General features: G+C 70.2%; 17 protein-coding genes and 1 tRNA gene. 11 read left to right on the top strand and 7 right to left on the bottom strand.

The window, feature by feature from the left end:
* The first annotated feature begins 25 nt into the window (after window positions 1-25).
* The 3 genes from AB0N03_RS41455 to AB0N03_RS41445 all read left to right on the top strand — a co-directional run bounded on the left by AB0N03_RS41455 (window position 26) and on the right by AB0N03_RS41445 (window position 2121).
* Window positions 26-400 (top strand): FKBP-type peptidyl-prolyl cis-trans isomerase, encoded by a 375-nt coding sequence (locus AB0N03_RS41455; protein WP_364384511.1) that lies wholly within the window; start codon window positions 26-28, stop codon window positions 398-400.
* A gap of 103 nt (window positions 401-503) precedes the next feature.
* Window positions 504-1259: a trypsin-like serine protease gene (locus tag AB0N03_RS41450; protein WP_364384508.1), complete on the top strand. Its 756-nt coding sequence runs from the start codon at window positions 504-506 to the stop codon at window positions 1257-1259.
* A gap of 115 nt (window positions 1260-1374) precedes the next feature.
* Window positions 1375-2121, top strand: a complete 747-nt coding sequence (locus AB0N03_RS41445; RefSeq protein WP_364384505.1) for a trypsin-like serine protease — start codon at window positions 1375-1377, stop codon at window positions 2119-2121.
* A 184-nt stretch (window positions 2122-2305) separates the two neighbouring features.
* On the opposite strand, the gene AB0N03_RS41440 is transcribed toward AB0N03_RS41445, so the two are convergent.
* Window positions 2306-2388: transfer RNA gene (locus AB0N03_RS41440), tRNA-Leu, on the bottom strand.
* Window positions 2389-2519: 131 nt separating this feature from the next.
* On the opposite strand from AB0N03_RS41440, the gene AB0N03_RS41435 reads away from it, so the two are divergent.
* From AB0N03_RS41435 to pknB, 7 genes are all read left to right on the top strand, one after another.
* Window positions 2520-3752, top strand: a complete 1233-nt coding sequence (locus AB0N03_RS41435; RefSeq protein WP_364384502.1) for a DUF3662 and FHA domain-containing protein — start codon at window positions 2520-2522, stop codon at window positions 3750-3752.
* Between the two features lie 100 nt (window positions 3753-3852).
* Entirely contained in the window at window positions 3853-4314 is a 462-nt protein-coding gene (locus AB0N03_RS41430) for an FHA domain-containing protein (protein ID WP_003079002.1), read from the top strand.
* The gene (locus AB0N03_RS41425; protein ID WP_364384500.1) at window positions 4311-5708 is read left to right on the top strand and encodes a PP2C family serine/threonine-protein phosphatase; all 1398 of its coding nucleotides are present in this window, start codon (window positions 4311-4313) and stop codon (window positions 5706-5708) included. The genes AB0N03_RS41430 and AB0N03_RS41425 overlap by 4 nt, the downstream gene beginning before the upstream one ends.
* Window positions 5708-7195, top strand: coding sequence for an FtsW/RodA/SpoVE family cell cycle protein (locus tag AB0N03_RS41420; RefSeq protein ID WP_364384497.1), 1488 nt, complete (start codon window positions 5708-5710; stop codon window positions 7193-7195). The genes AB0N03_RS41425 and AB0N03_RS41420 overlap by 1 nt, the downstream gene beginning before the upstream one ends.
* A complete protein-coding gene (locus AB0N03_RS41415) occupies window positions 7192-8661 on the top strand; it encodes a penicillin-binding transpeptidase domain-containing protein (RefSeq protein ID WP_364384494.1) in 1470 nt (489 codons plus the stop codon). The genes AB0N03_RS41420 and AB0N03_RS41415 overlap by 4 nt, the downstream gene beginning before the upstream one ends.
* A gap of 3 nt (window positions 8662-8664) precedes the next feature.
* On the top strand, window positions 8665-10014 hold the full coding sequence (locus AB0N03_RS41410) for a serine/threonine-protein kinase (RefSeq protein WP_364384491.1): 1350 nt from the start codon (window positions 8665-8667) through the stop codon (window positions 10012-10014).
* Window positions 10011-11972: a Stk1 family PASTA domain-containing Ser/Thr kinase gene (pknB, locus tag AB0N03_RS41405; protein ID WP_364384488.1), complete on the top strand. Its 1962-nt coding sequence runs from the start codon at window positions 10011-10013 to the stop codon at window positions 11970-11972. Before AB0N03_RS41410 ends, pknB begins: the two co-directional genes overlap by 4 nt.
* Window positions 11973-12026: 54 nt before the next feature.
* Here the strand turns inward: pknB and AB0N03_RS41400 are convergent, their stop codons facing one another.
* The 4 genes from AB0N03_RS41400 to AB0N03_RS41385 all read right to left on the bottom strand — a co-directional run bounded on the left by AB0N03_RS41400 (window position 12027) and on the right by AB0N03_RS41385 (window position 14515).
* Window positions 12027-12338 carry a hypothetical protein gene (locus tag AB0N03_RS41400; protein ID WP_364384485.1) on the bottom strand — a complete coding sequence of 104 codons (312 nt, stop codon included), beginning with the start codon at window positions 12336-12338 and terminating at the stop codon, window positions 12027-12029.
* 115 nt (window positions 12339-12453) lie between these two features.
* Window positions 12454-13095, bottom strand: coding sequence for a hypothetical protein (locus AB0N03_RS41395; RefSeq protein ID WP_364384482.1), 642 nt, complete (start codon window positions 13093-13095; stop codon window positions 12454-12456).
* Complete coding sequence (locus AB0N03_RS41390) at window positions 13083-13874, bottom strand: ABC transporter ATP-binding protein (protein WP_364384479.1); 792 nt, start codon at window positions 13872-13874, stop codon at window positions 13083-13085. Before AB0N03_RS41390 ends, AB0N03_RS41395 begins: the two co-directional genes overlap by 13 nt.
* Entirely contained in the window at window positions 13871-14515 is a 645-nt protein-coding gene (locus AB0N03_RS41385; protein ID WP_364384476.1) for an aminodeoxychorismate/anthranilate synthase component II, read from the bottom strand. Before AB0N03_RS41385 ends, AB0N03_RS41390 begins: the two co-directional genes overlap by 4 nt.
* A 112-nt stretch (window positions 14516-14627) precedes the next feature.
* Between AB0N03_RS41385 and AB0N03_RS41380 the strand changes: the two genes are divergently transcribed.
* Entirely contained in the window at window positions 14628-15947 is a 1320-nt protein-coding gene (locus tag AB0N03_RS41380; protein WP_364384473.1) for an FAD-dependent oxidoreductase, read from the top strand.
* Here the strand turns inward: AB0N03_RS41380 and AB0N03_RS41375 are convergent.
* Together AB0N03_RS41375 and AB0N03_RS41370 are read right to left on the bottom strand one after the other, a co-directional pair.
* A complete protein-coding gene (locus tag AB0N03_RS41375; RefSeq protein ID WP_364384470.1) occupies window positions 15944-16600 on the bottom strand; it encodes a response regulator transcription factor in 657 nt (218 codons plus the stop codon). The genes AB0N03_RS41380 and AB0N03_RS41375 overlap by 4 nt on opposite strands.
* Window positions 16540-18363 (bottom strand): histidine kinase, encoded by a 1824-nt coding sequence (locus AB0N03_RS41370; protein ID WP_364384467.1) that lies wholly within the window; start codon window positions 18361-18363, stop codon window positions 16540-16542. The genes AB0N03_RS41375 and AB0N03_RS41370 overlap by 61 nt, the downstream gene beginning before the upstream one ends.
* Window positions 18364-18440 lie beyond the last annotated feature (77 nt).

Below are 18440 nucleotides of genomic sequence, written 5' to 3'. Positions count from 1 at the left end.
CGCGCGCGTGGGTACCGTGAGTGCCATGACCTTGGAAAAGCCCCAGATCGACCGCCCCGAGGGCACCCCTCCGGCCGACCTCGAGATCACCGACATCACGGTCGGTGACGGCGCGGAGGCCACGCCCGGCAAGGCCGTCACCGTGCACTACGTCGGTGTCTCGCACTCGACCGGCGAGGAGTTCGACGCGTCCTGGAACCGCGGCGAGCCGCTGCGCTTCGGCCTCGGCGCCGGCCAGGTCATCTCCGGCTGGGACAAGGGCGTCGAGGGCATGAAGATCGGCGGCCGCCGCCAGCTCGTCATCCCGCCGCACCTGGCCTACGGCGACCGCGGCGCGGGCGGCGTCATCAAGCCCGGCGAGACCCTGGTCTTCGTGGTCGACCTGGTCGGCGTGCACTGATTTCTTCCGGCGGTGGCGGGGATTCCCGCCACCGCCTTTTCGTTTTTCGCTACTCTCGCCCCCGTCGCCGGCCGTTGAGCCGGCCCTGAACGGGGGTTCTTCCATGCGCACACGCGCTCTTCTGTCCGCAACGCTCTTCGCGCTCGCCGCGGCGGTGGTCACCGCGGCGCCGGCTTCGGCCGTGGCCAACGGCGCCGACGTCCCGCAGGGGACGTTCAAGTTCGCCGCGAAGCTGACCATGACGGACATCCCGAAACCCGACGGCACCAAGTACAACAGCGCCTGCTCGGGTTCCCTGATCGCCAAGAAGTGGATCATCACGGCCGGCCACTGCTTCCACGACGCGGCCCGCAACCCGGTGTCCGGCCCGGTGCCGTACCCGACGTCCGTGCTGCTGGGCACGTCCACCGTGGACAAGCCGGGGGTCACGCGCAACGTCGTGACGGTGTACCAGTCACCGAGCAACGACATCGCGATCGCCGAGCTCGACAAGGCGGTGTACGGCATCGAGCCGCTGTCGATCGCCCACAAGGCGCCGGTGGTGGACCAGAAGGTCGTGCTGGCGGGCTGGGGCAGCCTCACCGCGGTCGACCCGACGCCGGGCACCAAGCTCCAGCAGGGCCTGATGAAGGTTGCCACGGTCGACGCGCTCTACACCGGCATCAAGGGCCTGGCCCCGACGTCGACGACGAGCGCGTGCACGTACGACTCGGGCGCGCCGTACTTCGTGCCGACGGGCAAGAACGGCGGCCGACTGGTGTCCATCGAGAGCGACGGCCCGGACTGCCCCCACGACCAGGCGGAGACCACCGCCCGCGTGGACGTGGTCGCGGACTGGATCGCCTCGCACCTCGGCTGATCTCCGTCCGGGCGTCACCCGATGGGCCACCGGGTGACGCCCGGCCAGGGAATTCCGCAGGGGCCGCGGCGGCCCTAACGTCGAACGTCGACCACCGACTCGACGAAGGGGAAGAATGCGCCCGCGCGCTCTGCTCGCCGCTGTTGTTTTGACCATCACCACCGCCACCGCCCCCACCGCCCTGGCCGCGCCGGGGATCGCCCACGGCTCCGACGTGCCGGACGGGCAGTACGGGTTCGTCGTGAAGCTCGCGATGACGAAGATCCCGCGCCCGGACGGCTCCACCTACAGCAGTTACTGCACCGGCGCCCTGATCGCCCCGGGCTGGGTCCTGACGACGGGCCACTGCTTCCACGACGCGAACCGCAACCGCGTCTCGGGCAAGGCCCCGTACCCGACGACGGCGACCCTGGGCCTGGTCGACGAGGCGACGGAGTCCGGCGTCGCCCGCAGGGTGACCGACGTGGTCCAGGCCAAAGAGAACGACGTGGCCCTGATCGAGCTCGACACCCCGGTGACCACGGTCCAGCCCCTGAGGGTGAGCCACGCGGTGCCGAAGGTCGGCCAGCAGCTGACCTTGGCGGGCTGGGGCAGCCTGACGGGCACGGACCCCAAGCCGGCGACCCGCATGCAGCAGGGCACGGTGGCGGTCGCGAAGGTGGAGCCGACGACCCTGGGCGTCCGCGGAGCGGCCCCCGAGATCACCACGAGCGCGTGCACGTACGACTCGGGAGCTCCCTACTTCACCGGGACCGAACTGGTGGCCCTGGAGGCCACCGGCCCGGGCTGCCCCCACGCGGGCATCGAGACGACGAGCCGAGCGGACGTCTTGGCCGCCTGGATCACCAAAACGACGGCTTGATACACCTCGAAGTGCGCCGTGAGCGAACACCACGCAGAGCCAAACGGGTGATATTCCCCACCAACCCCAGCCACACCGGGAGGTGAGAAGCGGCACCGTGGGGGTCCGGGGGCTCGGCCCCCGGGAGAAATAGGGAAAACGGGAAGAGGCCCGGTCGCGCTAGCGACCGGGCCTCTGAACAGCGTGGGCGAGGAGGGAGTTGAACCCTCACGTCCTTTCGGACACACGGACCTGAACCGTGCGCGTCTGCCATTCCGCCACTCGCCCGAGTGCTACTCACTGACAGCGAAGAGAAGACTAGCAGGTGGTTCTCACCGGTTTCACCGGGGGCCGTGTCGAGGCGGGCTCACCCGGATAGGATCGATAGCGGAAGCACACGTGTGAGGAGGTTTTCCCCGGTGAGCCGCGTCGAGCGTTTTGACAGACGACTCGAGAACCTGGTGGGGAACACTTTCGCGCGCATGTTCGGTGGCAACGTCGTCACGCAGGAAGTGGCGATCGCCCTGGAGCGGGAGAGTGAGGAGAACGTTCGTGAGCTGGCAGGCGGTCGGCAGCTCGCCCCCAATCACTACATCGTGTCCCTGGGGGCGGCTGACCACGAGCGCATGGCCGGTGACGAGCAACGGGTCACCCAGGTGCTGGCCAAGGCGGTGGCGGAACACCTCGCCGCCGAGGGCCTGGACACCTATGGTGACGTCGTCGTATCACTCGAGCGCAACGAGGCGCTGCATACTGGACAGTTCAAGACCCGTTCGTCCGTCGATCCCGACGCCCGCCCCTCAGGCGCCGGTTCACCGCGGTCGGCACGACCCAGCAACGCAGGAGACCCAGCAATGAGCCAGCCCCCCGGCTACGGCCAATACGACCAGGGTGACCCGTACGGCCAGCAGGGCCAGTACGGCTACGGACAGCAGGGTGGCCAGCAGCCCGGGTACGACCAGGGTTACGGCCAGCAGCAGGGTGGCTACGACCAGTACGGCCAACCCCAGCAGGGCGGTGCCTACGACCAGGGGTACGCCCAGCAGCAGGCCGGCTACGAGCAGGGCGGCTACGCCCAGCCCCAGCAGGGCGGCTACGACCAGGGTTACGGCCAGGGCCAGCAGCCCGCCTACGACCAGGGCGGCTACGCCCAGCCCCAGCAAGGTGGCTACGAGCAGGGCGGCTACCAGCAGGGTGGCTACGACCAGTACGCCGGCCAGCAGCAGCCCGGGTACGACCAGTACGGCGGCCAGCAGCAGGGCGGCTACGACCAGTACGGGCAGCAGCAGGCGTACGGCCAGCCGGCCGCCGACCCGTACGGCCAGCAGCAGGGCGGCTACGCCCCGCCCGCGGCCGGCCGCCAGCTCGCGGCGAGCCTGCAGCTGGACGACGGCTCGAACCGGACGTACTCGCTCAAGCAGGGCGGGAACGTCGTGGGCCGCGGCCAGGACGCGGACTTCCGGCTGCCGGACACCGGCGTCTCGCGCCGCCACCTGGAGATCACCTGGGACGGCCAGAGCGCGACGCTCGCCGACATCGGCTCGACCAACGGAACGACCGTGAACGGCACTCCGGTCCAGACCTGGCAGCTCGCGGACGGCGACGTCATCCGGGTGGGTCACTCCTCACTCGTGTTCCGTACGCAGGGCTGACTGGGGGCACGGAATACTGTTCCCGCAGAATTGACGTGCGGGGGGACCGCGGCGTACCCGCGTCGCGGCTGCACGGACGAGTCGGGAGCGGACACACCAAGTGCCAGAGCTGGTCGTACAACTCACCAGGGTGGGCTTCCTCGTGCTGCTCTGGCTCTTCGTGTTCGCCGCGCTCAGAGTCGTCCGCTCGGACCTCTACGCGGCGTCGGGTATGCGCGTCCAGGTGCCGACCTTCGGACGCAAGAAAGAGAAGAAGCCGCGCAACAGCAAGTCACCGCAGCAGCTGCTGGTGACCCACGGTGCGCTGGCCGGAACCCGCATCGCGCTCGACGGACGGCCGATCCTGATCGGCCGCGCCGACGACTCCACGCTGGTGCTCGACGACGACTACGCGTCGACCCGGCACGCCCGGATCGCCCAGCGCGGTGAGGACTGGTACGTGGAAGATCTGGGCTCGACGAACGGGACGTATCTCGACCGGGCTAAGGTCACTGCACCCCTCCGGGTCCCGCTCGGAGTCCCCATCCGGATCGGCAAGACGGTGATCGAGCTTCGCCCATGACTCTCGTCCTCCGCTACGCAGCCCGCAGCGACCGGGGCCTGGTGCGTTCGAGCAACCAGGACTCCGTGTACGCCGGCCCTCGCCTGCTCGCGCTCGCCGACGGTATGGGTGGCCACGCGGCGGGTGAGGTGGCCAGCAAGGTCGTCATCGCCTCGCTCGCGCCGCTCGACGACGACGAACCCCGCGACGACCTGCTCGCCCAGCTGCGAGAGGCGGTGGCGAACGGCAACGCCGCGATCGCCGAGCTCGTCTCGCAGGACCCCGACCTTGACGGCATGGGCACGACGCTCACGGCCGTCCTGTTCGCCGGCACCCGCCTCGGGCTGGTGCACGTCGGCGACTCACGCGCGTACCTGCTGAGGGGCGGCCAGTTCGCCCAGATCACGCGGGACGACAGCTTCGTCAACGAACTGCTGGAGCAGGGCCGGATCACGCCCGAAGAGGCGGCGGTCCACCCGCAGCGTTCGCTGCTGCTGAAGGCGCTCACCGGGCACGAGGTCGAACCGAGCCTGACCGTGCGCGAAGCCCGCTCCGGCGACCGCTACCTGATCTGCTCGGACGGCTTGTCCGGCATGGTCAGCGACGAGACGCTGACCGAAGCCGTGCAGATCCCGGACCCGCAGAAGTGCGCGGACCGGATGATCGAGCTGGCGCTCAAGGGCGGCGGCACCGACAACGTCACGGTGATCATCGCCGACGTCGTCGACGTCGACTTCGGCGAGGACGCGCCCATCGTGGGCGGCGCCGCCGGGGACGGCAGCGACGAGCTGCACCAGGGCGACTCGCCCGCGGCGCGGGCGAGGGCGCTGACCCAGCCACCGCAGCAGCCGCGCCCGGAGCTGCCCCAGCCGAGCGTGGATCCGAAGGCCAGGCGCCGGAAGCGGTTCCGCTGGCTCGCGGGCGCGCTGGTGGTGCTCGTGGTGCTCGCCGCGGCCGCCATCGCGACCCGGTACTTCGTGCTGAGTCAGTACTATGTCGGCGAAGGTGCGGACCAGGAGGTCGTGATCTACCGCGGCGTCCCCGGCAGCATCCTCGGCATCGACCTGCACACCTACGAGCAGGGCTCGTGCCCGCCCAACCAGGTGTGCACGGACAAGCTGCGCGTCGACCAGCTCCAGGAAGACGCGCGGCTGGCGGTGCAGAACGGCGTCAAGAAGGACAGCCTCGACGACGCGCGGAAGTACATCGACGACTTCCTGCAGCTGCACAAGCGCCTGAACAACTGCGCGCCGGCGGGCGGCCAGCCGTCCCTGACGCCGACACCCACGGTCACGCCGACGCCCACCCCGTCGGCACCGGCCGGCTCCACTGCTCCGTCGTCGGCGAACCAGCCAGCGGGGAGGGACTGCTCGACGCCGAGTTCGACGGCACCGACGACGGGAGGCGGTAACTGATGAGCCAGCCCGTCGCGCGCACCGCCGAGCCGCTCGCTGCGCAGTTCCAGACGAACCCGCCGCGCGACGTCCCGACCCGCCGCAACACCGAGCTGGTGCTGCTGGGGTTCGCCGCGTTCATCGTCACCATCGCCCTGGTGCTGGTGGAGGCGAACCAGGAGCAGCAGCTCACCTGGTCGATCGTCTGGCTCGGCCTCGCCTACCTCGCCATCTTCGCCGCGGCGCACCTGGCGGTGCGGAAGTGGGCGCCGTACGCGGACCCGGTGCTGCTCCCCTGCGTCGCGCTGCTGAACGGCATCGGCCTGGTGATGATCCACCGGATCGACCTGGCGCTGGCGGAACGCGCCGCCCAGAACGGCAAGGACTACACCCCCGCCGTCACCGCGCAGGTGCTGTTCACGGTCATCTCGCTGGCGTTCTTCGTCGCCGTGCTGGTCGTGGTCAACGACCACCGCACGCTGACGCGTTATGGCTACACCGCGGGCCTGATCGGGATCGTCGCGCTGGCCCTGCCGGCGCTGCTGCCGTCGAGCCTGTCCGAGGTCAACGGCGCCAAGGTGTGGCTGAAGCTGCCGGGGTTCTCGATCCAGCCGGGCGAGTTCGCGAAGATCCTGCTGATGGTCTTCTTCGCCTCGTTCCTGGTGTCCAAGCGCGACCTGTTCATGGTGGCGGGCAAGAAGTTCCTCGGCGTCGAGCTGCCGCGCGCCCGTGACCTGGGCCCCATCCTCATCGCCGCGGTCGCCTGCATCGGCATCCTGGTGTTCGAGAAGGACCTCGGCACGTCGCTGCTGTTCTTCAGCGTCATCCTGATGATGCTGTACGTCGCGACCGAGCGGATCATCTGGGTCGTCCTCGGCCTCAGCTTCTTCGTCGGCGGCTGCCTGATCGCCTACAACCTCTTCACCCACGTCCAGCAGCGCGTCGCCAACTGGCTCGACCCGCTGGCCACCTACGACAAGCTCGGCGGCGGCTACCAGATCGCGCAGGGCCTGTTCGGGCTCGGCACCGGCGGCATCGGGGGCACGGGCCTCGGCGCCGGGCGCCCGGACATGGTCCCGGAGGCGAACACCGACTTCATCACCGCCGCGATCGGCGAAGAGCTCGGCTTCATCGGCCTGGCCGCCGTCCTGATGCTGTACTTGCTGGTCGCGATGCGCGGCATGCGGAGCGCGCTCGCGGTGCGGGACACGTTCGGCAAGCTGCTCGGCGGCGGGCTGGCGTTCACCATGGTCATGCAGATCTTCGTCGTCGTCGGCGGGGTCACGAAACTCATCCCGGAGACCGGTATCACCGCCCCCTTCCTGTCGAAGGGTGGTTCGTCGCTGCTGGCGAACTACATCCTCGTCGCGCTGCTGCTCCGGGTCTCCGACGCGGCCCGGCGGCCGTCCGCCCGTCCGAAGCCACAGCAGCAGCCGCAGGCGCCGATCGCCGAGGCGCACACCGTGCTCGTGCAGCGCCCGCCGGCGGACGGGGGCGTCCAGGCATGAACACCCCGCTGCGCAAGGTCGGCATGGCGATGCTCGCCATGGTCGTCCTGCTGCTCGCGAACGCCACCTACATCCAGGTCGTGAAGGCCGACGACTACCGCACCGACTCGCGCAACGCCCGGGTCCTCTACGACGAGTTCGCCCGCCGCCGCGGCCAGATCGTCTCGCAGGCGAACGGCGAAGTGCTGGCGAAGGTCGACCCGTCGAACGACAAGTACAAGTACACCCGGTCCTACGTCGACGGGCCGATGTACGCCCCGGTCACCGGCTACTACTCGATCAACTACGGCTCCGGCGGGCTCGAGCGCTCCGAGGACGACGTCCTCAACGGCTCGGACCCGCGGCTGTTCGTCCGCCGGCTGTCGGACATGGTCACCGGCCGCGACCCCAGTGGCGGGAACGTCCGGCTGACCATCGACCCGGCCGTCCAGAAGGCCGCTTACGACCTGATGACGCAGCGGGGCTACACCGGCGCCGTCGTGGCGATGGAGCCCAAGACCGGCCGGATCCTGGCGATGGTGTCGACGCCGTCGTTCGACCCGAACAAGCTGGCGTCGCACACGTCGAAGGCGCAGACCGACGCCTGGAACTCCTACGTCAAGGACCCGAAGAACCCGATGCTGAACCGGGCGATCTCGGAGACCTACCCGCCGGGGTCGACGTTCAAGCTGGTCACCGCGTCGGCCGTGCTCGAGGACGGCAAGGGGCCGGACACCCCGGTCAACCCGGCGCCGAACACGAAGCTGCCCGGCACGAGCGTCACGCTGGAGAACTACGCCGGCGAGGCCTGCCCGGGGACGACGTTCAAGGACGCGCTCGCGCACTCCTGCAACGTGCCGTTCGCGGAGTTCGCCGGCCAGCTCGGCGCGGACAAGATGAAGAAGACGGCGGCGAACTTCGGCATCGGGCAGACCGACCTGACCGTGCCGATGAAGGTGGCGCCGTCCACGGTCGGCCCGCTCGACTCGCAGGGCGCGCTCTACCAGAGCGGCATCGGCCAGCGCGACGTCCGGCTGACCCCGCTGCAGGACTGCCTGCTCGCGGCCACCGTGGCCAACGGCGGGATGGCGATGAAGCCGCAGCTGGTGCAGTCGGTGCTGGCGCCGGACCTGTCGACCATCGAGGACTACAGTCCCACCGAGCTCACCGGCACGGCGGCACTCTCGTCGTCGAACGCCGCGATCCTCAAGGACATGATGATCGCTTCCGAGGGCTTCACCAAGGGCGGCGGCAAGCGCGCCGACATCCAGATCGCGTCGAAGACCGGCACCGCCGAGCACGGCACGGACTCCAAGAACACCGCCCCGCACGCCTGGTACACCGCCTTCGCCCCGGCGAACGACCCGCAGATCGCGGTCGCCGTCATCGTCGAAGACGGCGGAAACCGCGGGCTCGCGGCCACCGGCGGCTCGGTCGCCGCCGAGATCGGCCGCGCGGCGATCAACGCGAAACTCGGGGGTGGATAGCGCATGCTGTCCTCCGGTCACCTGCTGGCCGAGCGCTACAAGCTGACGAGCCGGATCGCCGTCGGCGGGATGGGTGAGGTCTGGCAGGCCAGCGACACCCGGCTCGACCGGACCGTGGCCGTCAAGATCCTCAAGTCCGAGCTCTCCGGCGACGCCGAGTTCCTCCACCGGTTCCGCACCGAAGCGCGGATGACGGCGTCCCTCAACCACCCCGGCATCGCCGCGGTGCACGACTACGGCGAGACCATCTTCGACGGTGACCTCTCGATCGCCTACCTGGTGATGGAGCTCGTCGACGGCGATCCGCTGGCCGGCTTGCTGGCCAAGCACGGGCGGCTGTCGGCGGAGTTCACGCTCGACATGCTCGAGCAGGCGGGCAACGCGCTGCAGGCCGCGCACTCCCACGGCCTGGTCCACCGCGACGTCAAGCCGGGCAACATCCTCGTGACGCCCGCGGGCCAGGTGAAGATCACCGACTTCGGCGTCGCGAAGGCGGCCGACGCGGCGCCGGTCACCCGCTCCGGCATGGTCATGGGCACCGCGCACTACATCGCCCCGGAGCAGGCGCTCGGGCACCCGGCCGAGCCGGCGTCCGACGTCTACTCGCTGGCGGTGTGCGGCTACGAATGCCTCGCCGGGCACCGGCCGTTCCTGTCCGAAAACGCCGTGACGGTCGCGATGATGCACATCCGCGACATCGCGCCGCCGCTGCCGCCGGACGTCCCGCCCGCCGCGCGTGCGGTGATCGAGGCGACGCTGGTCAAGGACCCGCGGCAGCGCTACAACAACGGCGGCGAGTTCGCGTCCGCCGTCGCCGCGGTCCGCGCCGGGATGCCGCTGCCCACGCCGTCCGGGCTGGTCAACGCCGCGTACTCGACCGGTCAGCAACCGGTGCAGCAGCAGCCGGTCCAGACCGGCCAGCACCCGATCCAGCAGCAGCCGCCGGTCCCGCAGCAGGTTCCTCCGCCGCAGCAGCACATGCCGGTCGGCCCGCCGTCGCCGGCGGTGAACCCGATGGTCGCCATCGGCCCGCCGTCCCGGCCCGTGCTGCGCCCGGCCATGGTGCCGGTGGCCCGGAAGAAGTCCCAGTGGGGTTGGTGGGCGCTCCTCGCGGCCATCCTGCTCGTTGTCCTGGTGGCGGGCATCGTCCTGGTGGCGAAGATGATCGGCAGCTCGGGCTCGCCACCGCACACCGGCCAGACGACGAGCCAGGTGGTCCCGGGCAGACAGCCGCCCGCGGAGGAGCCCCCCGCTTCCAGCGCCTATCCGGCGGAGGCTCCCGGCACGACCGACGATGGCCAGCAAGGCATCATGACCACACCTTGGACGGAATGGAACGGCACCCAGAGATGAGCACACCCAGACTGCTCTCCAACCGGTACGAGCTGGGCGAAACGCTCGGCTACGGAGGCATGTCCGAGGTCCATCACGGCCACGACGTGCGACTGGGCCGGGAAGTCGCGATCAAGATCCTCCGTGCCGACCTTGCCAGGGATCCGCAGTTCCTGGAGCGCTTCCGCCGTGAGGCCCAGAACGCCGCCGCGCTGAACCACCCGGCGATCGTCGCGGTCTACGACACGGGTGAGGCGAACGCCGAGTTCGGCCCGCTGCCGTACATCGTCATGGAGTACGTCGAAGGCCGGACGCTGCGCGACATCGTCAAGACCGAGGGCCCGATGTCGCAGAAGCGGGCCATGGAGGTCATGGCCGACGTCTGCGCGGCGCTCGACTTCTCCCACCGCCACGGCATCGTGCACCGCGACGTCAAGCCGGCCAACGTGATGATCACGAAGAACGGCGCGGTCAAGGTGATGGACTTCGGCATCGCGCGCGCGATGCACGACGGCCAGTCCGCCATGACCCAGACCGCCGCGGTGATCGGCACGGCGCAGTACCTGTCGCCGGAGCAGGCCCGCGGCGAGTCGGTCGACGCCCGTTCCGACGTCTACGCCGCCGGGTGCGTGCTGTACGAGCTGATCACCGGCGAGCCGCCGTTCACCGGGGACTCCCCGGTCGCGGTCGCCTACCAGCACGTCCGTGAAGACCCGAGCCCGCCGTCGTCGGTGAACCCGGCGGTGGCGCCCGAGCTGGACGCGGTCGTGCTGAAGGCACTGGCCAAAGGCCCGGCGAACCGCTACCAGTCGGCGGCGGAGATGCGCTCGGACCTGGTGCGCACGCTCTCGGGCCAGCGCCCGGCGGCACCGATGGTGATGTCCGAGGACGAGCGCACGCAGGTGATGAACTCCGACCGGCGGCAGCCGCAGCGCTACGAGGAGTACGACACCCCGGACGACGAGGACCCGAAGGCCAAGCGCCGTCGCCGGACGCTCCTGGCCGCGCTGGCCGCCGTGTTCGTGCTGGGCGCGGTGCTGCTGATCATGTGGCTGTCGGGCGCTTTCAAGGGCGGCGGCGGCGAGGAACCGAACACGGTGGCGATCCCGGACGTCAAGGGACAGTCGGAGCTCGCGGCCAAGAACACCCTGCGTGAGAAGGGTTTCAACAACTTCGCGCCCAACAAGACGGTGATCTGCGGGGTGCCCGACGCGAGCGGGAACACGCCGTGCACCAACGACCAGGTCAACCAGGTCATCTCGGTGACCCCCGACGTCGGGACACCGGTCGCCACGGCGGCGCAGATCACGCTCACCATCGGCCAGCCCCCGGGCACGGCGAAGGTGCCGGACCTCAAGGGCCTCTCCCAAGGTGACGCGGAAGCGAAGCTGAAGGAAGTCGGCCTCACCCTGAACCCGTCGGTGCAGGAAGTCGACACCGACGACCAGGACCAGGTGGGGAAGGTCGTCAACCAGACCCCCCAGGCGGGCAGCGACGCCCAGCAGGGCGCGAGCGTGTCCATCTCCATCGGCAAGGGCAAGCAGCTGAAGCAGGTCCCGAACCTCATCGGCAAGACCTTCGCCGAGGCCAGCTCCACCCTCACCGGCATGGGCTTCACCGTGAAGCGGGTGGAACAGCAGTCCGACCAGCCCAAGGAACAGGTCATCCAGCAGACCCCGAACGGCGGTCAGGTGACGGTCGGCAGCCAGATCACCCTGACCGTCTCCACGGGTCAGCCGGACAACAAGATCGAGATGCCGTCCCTGGTCGGCATGACGGTCGACGACGCTCAGCAGAAGCTGGAAAGCATGGGCTGGCAAGGGACGCTGAAGCAGCAGTCCGACCGGACCAGCAACAAACCCGAGAACACGATCACCAGGCAGACCCCTACCCCGGGTACGCAGATCGACAAGAACCAGAACGTGACGGTCTTCGTGTCGGAGGGCCCGTTGTTCCCGACGACCTCCAGCGGCCCCTGATCCCAGGTCACGAAGAAGGCCCGCACGGTTCGCCGTGCGGGCCTTCTTCGTCGTTCAGGCTTGGTCGAGAAATCCTTGGACGGCACCGAGAACCTGCTCGGCGTCGCTCGCGGGACCGCAGTCGAGCTCCAGTTCCTCGGCCGCGCCGGAGCGTTTGACCTTCAGGGAAACACGGCCTTCCCGGTAGCGCCGCAGCCAAGCGAAGAGCGATCGGCAGAAGACGCCGGCGGAGTTGCTGGTCACGCCGACCACGACGGCGTCGAACAGCTGAACGCGGCCGCGGAGTTCGTCTTCACCGCGCAGCCAAGCGGCGAGGTCACGAAGATCGCCGGCTGGCCCGGTGATCGCGACGATCCCAGCCGTCACCCGTTCTCCCTTCGCCCAGAGCCGGAGAGGACCCGAACCTTAGTCGGCTCCGCGCACCCGCAGGAAGCCCGTCGCGGAAATTGAAGATTGCAACTTGCACTCAGAAACGAATAGGTCAGGAACGACGCCTCACGAGGGCCGAGACGGTGAAGAAGCTGGCCGCCAGCACCACCACCGACGTCACCACGGCCAGCGCGAGCGAGCCGCCGACCGGCTCGCCGTCGGTCAGTGCGTGCAGCAGCGGGTGGACCAGCGGGATCTTCGCCAGCAGCACGACGATCAGCGTGACCACGGCGGCGAGCACCGTCCAGCCGATCCGCTGCACGAGCAGCCGCGAGCACGGCAGCGCGATCGCGATGCCCAGCAACGCGCACGCGAGGTGCGCGAGCAGCCCGATGCCCAGCGCCGACGGCTGGAACTTGAACGACTTGATCGCCGACCAGGCCTCGGTGATCACGGTGAGGATCGCGGAGCAGGCCAGCACGGTCAAGATCGCGCCGGTGATCATCCGGCGCCACTGCCGCGCGTGGCTCAAGGTGACCAGCCGCTGCACCGGGTCCTCGATGTCGAGCAGCGCGATCGTCAGCCAGCACGAGACGACGAGCAGCCCGCCGGCGCTCACGCCGAACAGCGGCAGCGGCGGCGAATTCGGGTCGGCGTAGAGGATCACGCACAGCGCGAGGTAAGCCAGCAGCGCCGGCAGGTACCGCTGCGAATGGCCGAGCAGCGCCAGGTGATAGCGCGTCAGCGCGAGCACGGCGCCACCTCCCGCACGGACCAGCCGTCCTTCAACGCCCGCAACAGGACGGCGTCCACCGAAGCGACCTCGACGGTGAGCACGACCTGGGCGCCTTCGACGACCGCGTGGTGCACGCCCGCTTCGTCCGCCCAGTCGGTCCCGCCGCCGTGCAGCACGATCCGCGTCATCGGTTCGGCGCTCTCGGCCGTGAGCCGGCCCTCGTTCATGAGGTGGACGACGTCGGCGTGGTCGTGCACCACCTGCGGCCGGTGGTCGGTGAACACGACGCTCGCACCGCGCGCCCGCGTCTCGGCGACGAGCTCGCCGAGGATCGTGTGCGTCCCGACGTCGAGCCCGGACCACGGCTCGTCGAGGATCAGCACGTCGGGCCGCACCATGACGGCCTGCGCGAGCCCGACCTTCTGCGCGTTGCCCTTGGACAGCGTCCGCAGCGGCGCCGTCGGGCCGCCGACCAGCGCGAGCCGTTCGAGCAGCGGGTCGATCACGGTGAGGTCGGCGAGCCCGTGGATGCGCGCCATGTGCCGCAGGTACGCCCGCGCGCCCATGCGCTGGCCGGCCGGGAAGCGGTCCGGGAGGAAACCGATCCGCGGGCTTCCCGCCACCACGCCGGTGGTCGGGTGCGAGACGCCGGCCATGATCCGCAGCAGCGTCGACTTCCCGGAACCGTTGCTGCCGAGGACGCCGACGACGTGCCCGGGCTCGACGCTCAGGTCGACGTCGTGGAGGACGAAGTCACCGCGCCCGTACCGCTTGCCGACTCCCTCGAGCCGGATCACGCAACAGCGGCCTTCTGGAGCGCCTTGGTCGCCCGCTCGAGCTCGTTCACGCGGGCCGGGTCGACGGGGTGACCGGCCGCCGCCAACCAGTTCGCCAGCATCCGGTGGCCGCCCTCGGTGAGCACCGACTCCGGGTGGAACTGGACGCCTTCCAGCGGCAGCTCGCGGTGGCGCATGCCCATCACGATGCCGGACTCCGTGCGGCCGGTGACCTCGAAGACGTCGGCCGGGATGGTGTCGGGCACCACGGTCAAGGAGTGGTACCGGGTGGCCGTGAACTCCTCCGGCAGGTCCTTGAGGATGCCGGCGCCGGCGTGGCGGACCTGGCTCGTCTTGCCGTGGAGCAGCTCGGGCGCGCGGTCGACGGTCGCGCCGTAGACGACGCCGAGCGCCTGGTGGCCGAGGCAGACCCCGAGCATCGGCGTGCGCGTCTCGGCGCACTTGCGGACGACGTCCATGCTCTGACCAGCGCGTTCGGGGGTCCCGGGGCCGGGCGAGACGAGCACGGCGTCGAACTCGGGCACGCGGTCGAGGTCCACGACGTCGTTGCGCCAGACCGTGCAGTCGGCGCCGAGCTGGGCCAGGTACTGGACCAGGTTGTAGACGAAGCTGTCGTAGTTGTCGACGACGAGAACACGCATGCCGCCGAGCCTACCGGCTCCCAACTAGTGGACCGTACGGTAAATCACATTTCTAGTTAGGAGACCCTAACTTACCGTGGAGCGGGTGAGCCGATCTCTTCGCGTAGCCGTCGTGGGCGCTGGTCCCGCGGGCATTTACGCCGCCGACATCCTGGACAAGTCCGACGCCGACGTGACGATCGACCTTTTCGAGCGGATGCCCGCGCCCTTCGGGCTGATCCGCTACGGCGTCGCACCCGACCACCCGCGCATCAAGGGCATCGTCACGGCGCTGCACAAGGTGCTGGACAAGCCGAACATCCGCCTGCTCGGCAACATCGACTACGGCACCGACATCAAGCTCGACGAGCTGCGCGAGTTCTACGACGCGGTGATCTTCTCGACCGGCGCGTCCGCCGACCGCGAGCTCGGCATCCCGGGCATCGACCTGGCCGGCAGCCACGGCGCCGCGGACTTCGTGTCCTGGTACGACGGCCACCCGGACGTCCCGCGCACCTGGCCGTTGACCGCGTCTTCGGTCGCGGTCCTCGGTGTCGGCAACGTGGCGCTGGACGTCGCGCGCATCTTGGCGAAGACGGCCGACGAGTTGCTGACCACGGACATCCCGGACAACGTCTACCAGGGGCTCAAGGCCAGCCCGGTCACGGACGTGCACGTGTTCGGCCGCCGCGGCCCGGCGCAGGCGAAGTTCACGCCGCTGGAGCTGCGCGAGCTGGACCACTCGCCGAACGTCGAGGTCATCGTGGCCCCGGAGGACATCGAGTTCGACGACGGCAGCATCGCGGCGCTGCGGGCGTCGAAGCAGATCGACATGGTCGTGAAGACGCTGCAGGAGTGGGCGATCCGCGAGCCGGGTTCGCGACCGAAGCGGCTCCACCTGCACTTCTTCCACTCGCCTTCGGAAGTGCTGGGCACGGACGGCCGGGTTTCCGGCCTGCGCACGGAACGGACGGAGCTGACCGGCGACGGGAACGTCCGCGGCACGGGCGAGTTCCACGACTGGGACGTCCAGGCGGTGTACCGCGCGGTGGGCTACCTGTCGTCGCACCTGCCGGAGCTCCCGTTCGACCACGTGGCCGGCGTGGTGCCGAACCAGGCGGGCCGCGTGCTGGACCTGGACGAGAACCAGCTCCCTGGCGTGTACGTGACGGGCTGGATCAAGCGCGGCCCGATCGGCCTGATCGGCCACACGAAGGGCGACGCGGCGGAGACGATCGCGAGTCTGCTGTCGGATGCGGACACGCTGGCGGCCCCGAAGTACGCGTCTCCCGACGCGATCCTCGATTTCCTGGCGACGCGGGGCATCCCGTTCACGACCTGGGAGGGCTGGGGCAGGCTCGACTCGCACGAGAAGTCGCTGGGCCTGGCTGCCGGTCGAGAGCGGATCAAGGTCGTGGAGCGCGACGAGATGACGCGGGTTTCGCGCGGCTAACCGGCACCGAGGTACGCCAGTACGGCCAGCACGCGGCGGTTCGAATCGTCCGAAGCGGAGATGCCGAGCTTCTGGAAGATGTTCGCCGTGTGCTTGCCGACCGCGCCTTCGCTGAAGTGCAGCCGTCCGGCGATCGCCGCGTTGGAGCAGCCCTCCGCCATCAGGCCGAGGACCTCACGCTCGCGGGGCGTCAACGCGGACAGGGGGTCGGATGCGTTGCCCGCCACCAGTTTCGCGATCACCTCGGGGTCCATCACCGTGCCGCCGGCGGCCACGCGGCGGACCGCGTCGATGAACTGGTCCGCGTTGAACACGCGGTCCTTCAGCAGGTAGCCGATCGCGCCCGTGCCGTCGGCCAGGAGTTCGCGCGCGTACAGCTGCTCGACGTGCTGGGACAGCACCAAGATCGGCAGCCCCGGGAACTCGCGGCGTGCCGCCAGGGACACCTGGAGGCCTTCGTCCGTGTTCGTCGGGGGCATGCGAACGTCCACAATGGACACGTCGGGCTGGTGCGACCGCAGCGCCGCCGCCAACTCGGGACCGCTGCCGACCGCCGCGACGACGTCGAAACCGTGCGCGGCCAGCAGGTGCGTCAGGCCGTCTCGGAGGAGGTATTGGTCTTCGGCGACGACGGTTCGGGGTCGAGCTGGCACGGGATCTCCACGGTCGCCCTCGTCGGCCCGCCGATCGGGCTGGTCAGGGTCAACCTACCGTCGAAGCCGCCCAGCCTGCGCTCGATTCCGCGCAACCCCGAGCCGCGGGCCGGAACAGCGCCGCCCGGCCCGTCGTCGGTCACCGTCACCGTCAACTGCTCGTCGGCGAACGCCACCTCGATGGACGCCCGCCCGGCGCCGTGCTTCGCCGCGTTGCCCAGCAGCTCCGACACCGCGAAATACGCGCACGCCTCCACCGGCTCCTCGACGCGCCCCGGCAGCGAGCCTGTGACCTGTGCCTTCAGCGGGCTGTCCAGCGCCATCGCGCGGACCGCGTCCAGCAGCCCGCGTTCGGACAGCACCGGCGGGTGGATGCCGCGGATCAGCACGCGCAGCTCGGTGAGCGCTTCCGACGACGCCGCGCGCAGCTCGGCCGCGAGCCGCTTCGCCGCCGCCGGGTCGGTGTCCACCAGCGCCTCGACCGCGCCGAGCTTCATGCCCATCGCGACCAGCCGCGACTGGATGCCGTCGTGCAGGTCGCGTTCGATCCGCCGCAGCTCCGCCGCCTGCGTGACCGTGACGTCCGTGCGGGTCTGCTTCAGCCGTTCGACGCGCTGGGCGAGCCGGGTCGCGTCCGTCGGCCCCAGCCAAACCCGCGCGAAGCGGGCCTGCTGCCCCACGAGCCACGTCGCCGGCGCCAGCCCGGCGACGATCAGCGCGAGCGCGACCGCGGTCTGCGGCAGCGCCCCGACGTGGGTGGAGACCTCGGGGAACGGCCACCACGTCACCGGGGAGGACACGAACGGCCGCCACGCCCACAGGGTGAAGAGCCCGACGACACCGCGGCCGACCAGCGCGACCGAAGGCACCACGAGGAGCAGGGACACGAGCGTGATCAACGCGCCGCCGGCGAGGTCGCGCCAAGTGGCCCGGTCGCGCAGCACCCACCGCGTGCGCGCGTGCTGGACCGGCCAGAACGGCTCGTCGTAGAGCTGCTTGCCGACCTGGAAGAGCCCGTCCGCGCGCGGCACCGGCAGCCCGGGCGGCGGCAGGTACGGCCGGGCGATCCGCACGCCGGTCCAGTTGCCGGCTTCGCGGCGCAGCGTGTCGGTGATCGAGCGGCTCCAGAGGATCACCGGCGCCGCCACCGGCATCGCGAAGGCGATCACGACCAGCTGCCACAGCGAGAACACGAACATGACCACGGCCAGCGCGAGGATGCCCATCTGGTGCCCGAGCGACTCGAGCCGGCGGTGGAGCCAGCGGCCCTGGCCGGGGACCGGGGCCGGTCGCGGGCCGAGCCACCAGCGCGTCCACCGGCCGTAGCCGCGCAGCACCACCGGCCCGCCGAGCAGCACCGCGACCGGCAGGACGAGGGTGACCAGCGGGTTCAGCACCTGCCAGCCGAACTCGCGGCCGGCGGCCGGGTCCTCCATGGCCCACGTGAAGCGGCGGTTCCAGCGGATCCAGAACGCCCGTTTGTAGAGCGTGTTGCCGTCGCGGTACCAGCCGTCGCGTTCCCGCACCGGCTCCGGCGGCTCGGGCCGGTACGGCGCTTCGACCTCGATGCCGCACCAGCGCGCGGCCAGCGTCCGGGCCGTCGCCGAGCGGTGCCGGGCCCACTCGATGGCGGGACCGAGGAAGAAGACCAGCCCGACGCACAGCAACGCGAAGGCGATCAGCTCGACGAGCACGTCGAACCAGCTGACCACGGCGAGCGCGGCCAGCGCACAGGCCCGCCCGAGGGCACGCAGGTACGTCATCCGGCACCTCCTTCCCCCGGGATCTTCGCCGAACCGCCGCTGTCCGCGCACTGCCCCAAACCCCACGACCGGGGTGG

Origin of the sequence: Amycolatopsis sp. NPDC051061 (genome assembly GCF_040682935.1) — a bacterium.
GTDB lineage: Bacteria > Actinomycetota > Actinomycetes > Mycobacteriales > Pseudonocardiaceae > Amycolatopsis.
The sequence above is the reverse complement of the archived record's forward strand: the minus strand, read 5'-3'. Positions and strand labels throughout refer to the sequence as shown.

What these genes read in the sequence shown, in the direction of transcription:
- AB0N03_RS41455 (WP_364384511.1), top strand. Translation starts at nt 26, where the DNA reads ATGACCTTGGAAAAGCCCCAGATCGACCGCCCCGAGGGCACCCCTCCG.
- AB0N03_RS41450 (WP_364384508.1), top strand. Translation starts at nt 504, where the DNA reads ATGCGCACACGCGCTCTTCTGTCCGCAACGCTCTTCGCGCTCGCCGCG.
- AB0N03_RS41445 (WP_364384505.1), top strand. Translation starts at nt 1,375, where the DNA reads ATGCGCCCGCGCGCTCTGCTCGCCGCTGTTGTTTTGACCATCACCACC.
- AB0N03_RS41425 (WP_364384500.1), top strand. Translation starts at nt 4,311, where the DNA reads ATGACTCTCGTCCTCCGCTACGCAGCCCGCAGCGACCGGGGCCTGGTG.
- AB0N03_RS41420 (WP_364384497.1), top strand. Translation starts at nt 5,708, where the DNA reads ATGAGCCAGCCCGTCGCGCGCACCGCCGAGCCGCTCGCTGCGCAGTTC.
- AB0N03_RS41415 (WP_364384494.1), top strand. Translation starts at nt 7,192, where the DNA reads ATGAACACCCCGCTGCGCAAGGTCGGCATGGCGATGCTCGCCATGGTC.
- AB0N03_RS41410 (WP_364384491.1), top strand. Translation starts at nt 8,665, where the DNA reads ATGCTGTCCTCCGGTCACCTGCTGGCCGAGCGCTACAAGCTGACGAGC.
- pknB (WP_364384488.1), top strand. Translation starts at nt 10,011, where the DNA reads ATGAGCACACCCAGACTGCTCTCCAACCGGTACGAGCTGGGCGAAACG.
- AB0N03_RS41385 (WP_364384476.1), bottom strand. Translation starts at nt 14,515, where the DNA reads ATGCGTGTTCTCGTCGTCGACAACTACGACAGCTTCGTCTACAACCTG.
- AB0N03_RS41370 (WP_364384467.1), bottom strand. Translation starts at nt 18,363, where the DNA reads ATGACGTACCTGCGTGCCCTCGGGCGGGCCTGTGCGCTGGCCGCGCTC.